This is a genomic window from Stenotrophomonas sp. P5_B8 (assembly GCF_054049855.1).
The window spans coordinates 1-4,171 of record NZ_JBFULO010000357.1 but is presented as its reverse complement, the minus strand read 5'-3'; the positions used below and the strand labels follow the sequence as shown (position 1 = coordinate 4,171).

At 69.3% G+C, this 4,171-nt stretch carries 5 protein-coding genes; 1 reads left to right on the top strand and 4 read right to left on the bottom strand.

Going from position 1 to position 4,171, the window contains the following annotated elements; translation table 11 throughout:
• On the top strand, nucleotides 1-651 hold a 651-nt coding region (locus tag ACXJKH_RS16240), incomplete at its 5' end, for a phosphotransferase family protein (protein WP_457320840.1).
• Between the two features lies 1 nt (nucleotide 652).
• Here ACXJKH_RS16240 and ACXJKH_RS16235 read toward each other — a convergent pair.
• The 4 genes from ACXJKH_RS16235 to ACXJKH_RS16220 form a co-directional block, all read right to left on the bottom strand.
• On the bottom strand, nucleotides 653-1,540 hold the full coding sequence (locus tag ACXJKH_RS16235) for a DMT family transporter (protein ID WP_457320842.1): 888 nt from the start codon (nucleotides 1,538-1,540) through the stop codon (nucleotides 653-655).
• A gap of 32 nt (nucleotides 1,541-1,572) precedes the next feature.
• Nucleotides 1,573-2,622, bottom strand: coding sequence for a UDP-N-acetylmuramate dehydrogenase (murB, locus tag ACXJKH_RS16230; protein ID WP_457320839.1), 1,050 nt, complete (start codon nucleotides 2,620-2,622; stop codon nucleotides 1,573-1,575).
• Nucleotides 2,619-3,674 (bottom strand): quinone-dependent dihydroorotate dehydrogenase, encoded by a 1,056-nt coding sequence (locus ACXJKH_RS16225; RefSeq protein ID WP_457320837.1) that lies wholly within the window; start codon nucleotides 3,672-3,674, stop codon nucleotides 2,619-2,621. The genes murB and ACXJKH_RS16225 overlap by 4 nt, the downstream gene beginning before the upstream one ends.
• A gap of 9 nt (nucleotides 3,675-3,683) precedes the next feature.
• Nucleotides 3,684-4,171 (bottom strand): class I SAM-dependent methyltransferase (locus tag ACXJKH_RS16220; RefSeq protein WP_457320835.1); only part of this gene is annotated, 488 nt, incomplete at its 5' end.

Genomic DNA, 4,171 nt, shown 5'->3' with positions numbered 1-4,171 from the left:
GTGCTGCGCCAGGTGCACGAGGTGCGTTTGCCGGACACCCTGGCCGCCGGACTGGCGCAGCCGGKCTTCGACGATGACACCGCCGTGGAGCGCGTGGGGGCCTGGTTGCGCCGTGGTGATGCGCGCTGGCCGCTGGCTGACGATCTGTCTGCACAGTACCTGCGTGCGTGGCGCCAGCACCGGCCGCGTATCGCCGAGGTCTGGCAGCGCTGCGTGGAACTGCGCGAACGGCTGGTCCGGCATCCGATCCTACGGGTGCTGTGTCACGGCGACCTGCACGCCGGCAACCTGCTGCTGCGCACCGATGGCGGCCTGTGCCTGATCGATTGGGACGAGATGATGCTGGCCCCGCGCGAGCGCGACCTGATGCTGGTCGGGGCTGCGGTTGGCGGGCGCTGGGGGCGCGAGGATCCCCCGTGTTTCCGCGAGGGCTACGGCGAAGTGGCCGTGGATGCGGCGCGCATCGCCTATTACCGGCACTGGCGGATCCTGCAGGACGTGCAGGAGTTCCATGACCTGCTGTTGGAGCCGGGTGCCGCCTCGCGCCCACCCACCCAGCGTCGCCAGGCGCTGCGCTACATGGACGAGCAGTTCGCCCCGGGCAACGTGGTCGACAGTGCCGCGCGTAGCTGGGCGGCGGCCGCCGCGTGACCTACTGGCCGGGCTTGGCACCGGCGCTGGCGGCCTGCGAGGCCGCGCGCCGCGACAGTACCGCTTCGCGGTGGGCGATGTAGGCGTTGGCGCCGAGGATGATGCCGGCGCCGATCACGGTCCAGCGGTCCAGCGTCTCGCCAAACAGCAGCCAGCCCAGCACGGCCACCAGCGGCAACTGCATGAAGCTGATCGGCGTCAGTGCCGACACCTCGCCCAGTCGCAGCGCCCGGGTCCACAGCAGCTGGCCGACGGTGCCGAACAGCCCGGTGGCGGCCAGCCACAGCCACGCCATGCCGGTCGGCCACACCCACACGAACACCGCCGGCAGTAGCGACAGCGGCACCCAGAACAGATAGGTGTAGAGCACCACCGCATCGGCGCTGTCCACGCGGGTGAGCTGCTTGATCTGGATGGCCACCAGCGAACTGAGCACGGCGGCCAGCACCGCCACCAGGGTGCCCGGGGTAAAGCTGGTCGAGCCCGGCCGCACGATGATCAGCACGCCGATGAAGCCGATGATGACCGCGGCCCAGCGGCGCGCGCGCACGGTCTCGCCCAGCCACAGCACCGCAGCGATGGTGACGAACAGCGGGGTGGAATAGGACAGCGAGATCGCCTGCGACATCGGCAGATGGCCGATCGCCCAGAACGCGCACAGCATCGAGGCCAGGCCGATCGCGCTGCGCAGCAGGTAACGCGGCAACTGCTGGGTTCGCAGCGACCCGCGGCCCGGGCGCAGCAGCAGCGGCAGCAGCACCAGCAGGCCGAACGCGTTGCGGAAGAACGCCACTTCCTGGGTGGGTACGTGGGCAGTGGCGTAGCGGATCGCCACCGCCATCAAACCAAACGCCAGCGTGCTGCCCAGCATCAACAGTGCCGCACGCAAGGGAGTGGCAGAGGGCAGGGCGAGCGGTGGGGTCACCACTGCGCGCCGATCAGGCGGGGCTCCGGTTCAATGGGCACGCCGAATTTCTCCAGCACCGAGGCCGAGATCCGCCGCGCCAGGGCCAGCAGGTCCTCACCGCTGGCTGCGCCATGGTTGACCAGCACCAGCGCATGGTCCGGCGACACGCCGGCATCGCCCTCGCGGTAGCCCTTCCAGCCGCAGGCCTCGATCATCCATGCCGCCGACAGCTTGCGACGGCTGTCCTCGGCGGCCGGATACACCGGCAGCTCGGGGAAGTGCTGCAGCAGTACCTCGACCTGTTCCAGCGGCAGCACCGGGTTCTTGAAGAAGCTGCCGGCATTGCCGAGCACATCCGGATCGGGCAGCTTGCGCCGGCGGATGTTGATCACCGCATTGGCCACATCGGTGGCGGCCGGCAGTTCCACGTCCATCGCCTGCATCTCTTCGCTGATCCCGGCGTAGCCCAGGCGCAACTCATGCAGCAGCGGCAGGCGCAGTTCGATCGCGCTGATCAGGTAGCGGTCCGGGGCATGCTTGAAGACGCTGTCGCGGTAGCCGAACTGGCAGGCCTCGGTATCCAGCCGTACCCATTCGCCGGCCTCGCGGTCCCAGGCTTCCACGGTCTGGATGAATTCTTCCACCTGCACACCGTAGGCGCCGATGTTCTGGATCGGCGATGCGCCGGCGGTGCCGGGAATCAGCGCCAGGTTCTCCAGCCCGGAAAGCCCGTTCTGCAGCGACCACATCACCAGCCCGTGCCAGTTCACCCCGGCCCCGGCGCGCACCACGGTATGGTCGGCGCGGTGCTCCAAGATCTGGATGTCGGCGTTGGCGAACACCAGCACGGTGCCCTCCACATCGCCGGCCAGCAGCACGTTGCTGCCACTGCCCAGCACCAGCAGCGGGCCGTCGGCGACCTGCGGCAGCGCCAGCACCTCCGGCAGCAGCGACGCGTCGTGCAGCTCGAGCAGCTGCGCGGCAGTGGCGTCGACGTGGAAGGTGTTGAGCGCCTTCAGCGAGGCGTTTTCGGTGAGGATCCAGGCGGGCATTGCGTTACTCATAGGGGGGCGACCGCACCGCGGCTGGGGGCTTCGCGGCGGCGGCGGATGGCCTCCACGCAGTCCTGTACCAGGGCCGGGCCACGGAAAATCAGGCCGCTGTAGCACTGCACCAGCGCGGCACCGGCGGACATCTTGGCCACCGCGTCAGCGCCGGACTGGATGCCGCCGACGCCGATCAGCGGCATCGATTCGGGCAGGCGCGCGCGCAGGCGGCGCAGCACCAGGGTGGATTGGCCGAGCAGCGGCGCACCGGACAGGCCGCCAGCTTCCTGCGCCAGCCTGTCGCCGGCAACCGCACTGCGGTCGATGGTGGTGTTGGTGGCGATCACCCCGTCGACCTGCAGCTCGCTGAGCACGCGCGCGGCGGCATCGATGTCGCGGTCGCTCAGGTCCGGTGCCACCTTGACCAGCATCGGCACGCGTTTGCCATGTTGGGCGGCCAGGGATTCCTGGCTCTCGCGCAGCTGCGACACCAGCTGGCGCAGCGCGTTCTCTTCCTGCAGCTCACGCAGGCCGGCGGTGTTGGGCGAGGAGATGTTGACGGTAATGTAGTCGGCCAGCGGATACACCTTCTGCAGGCAGTGCTGGTAGTCGTCGAACGCCTGCTCGTTGGGGGTGTCCTTGTTCTTGCCGATGTTGATCCCGAGCAGGCCGCTGCGGCGCTTGGCGCGCTCGACGTTGCGCACCAGTGCATCCACGCCGAGGTTGTTGAACCCCATGCGGTTGATGATGGCCTGGTGCGCCGGCAGCCGGAACAGCCGCGGCTTGGGATTGCCGGCCTGCGGGCGCGGGGTGATCGTGCCGATCTCGACAAAGCCGAAGCCCAGTGCCAGCAGCGCGTCGATGTGCTCACCGTTCTTGTCCAGCCCGGCCGCCAGCCCAACCGGGTTGGGAAACGTCAGGCCGAAGGCCTGGGTCGGCAACGGCGCGATGCGGCCGGCCAGCAGCGGCGTGGTGCCGGTGCGGTAGGCCAGCTCCAGGGCGCTCAGGCCCAGGCCGTGGGCGCGCTCGGCGTCGAAGGTGAAGAGAAAGGGACGGGCAAGCGAGTACATGGCGTTCTATCAGTCCAGCGTGCCGACGAAGGCGCGGGTGTGGTATTCAAAAGCGACCTGGCCGTCCACGGCATGCGCGTCGAACAGTTGCTGCAGGGCCTCCAGCATTGGCGCATGGCGCGGATGCCCGGCCTGCGGGGCGTAGGAAGAGGACAGCAGCCGTCCACGCAGGCCATCGAGATCCATGCGCTGCACATTGGGGAAGCTGGCCATGCCGCGCAGGCCGGGGCCGAACCAGGCGCGCATCGCGTCGTCGTCCTGGTAGCGCTCGGCGACCTGGGTGTAATCGGTGCCGAACTCCAGCAGCAGCTGCTCGTAGCCGATCAGGAACGGCGAGGCATCGAGCAGGCGCGAATTCCAGAACACCAGCGCCATCCCGCCCGGGTGCAGGATGCGCGCCCATTCGGCGCGCACCGCGTCGGTGTCGAACCAGTGGAAGGCCTGCGCGGCCGCCACCAGGCCGACGCTGTCATCGGCCAGCGTGGTCGCTTCGGCGG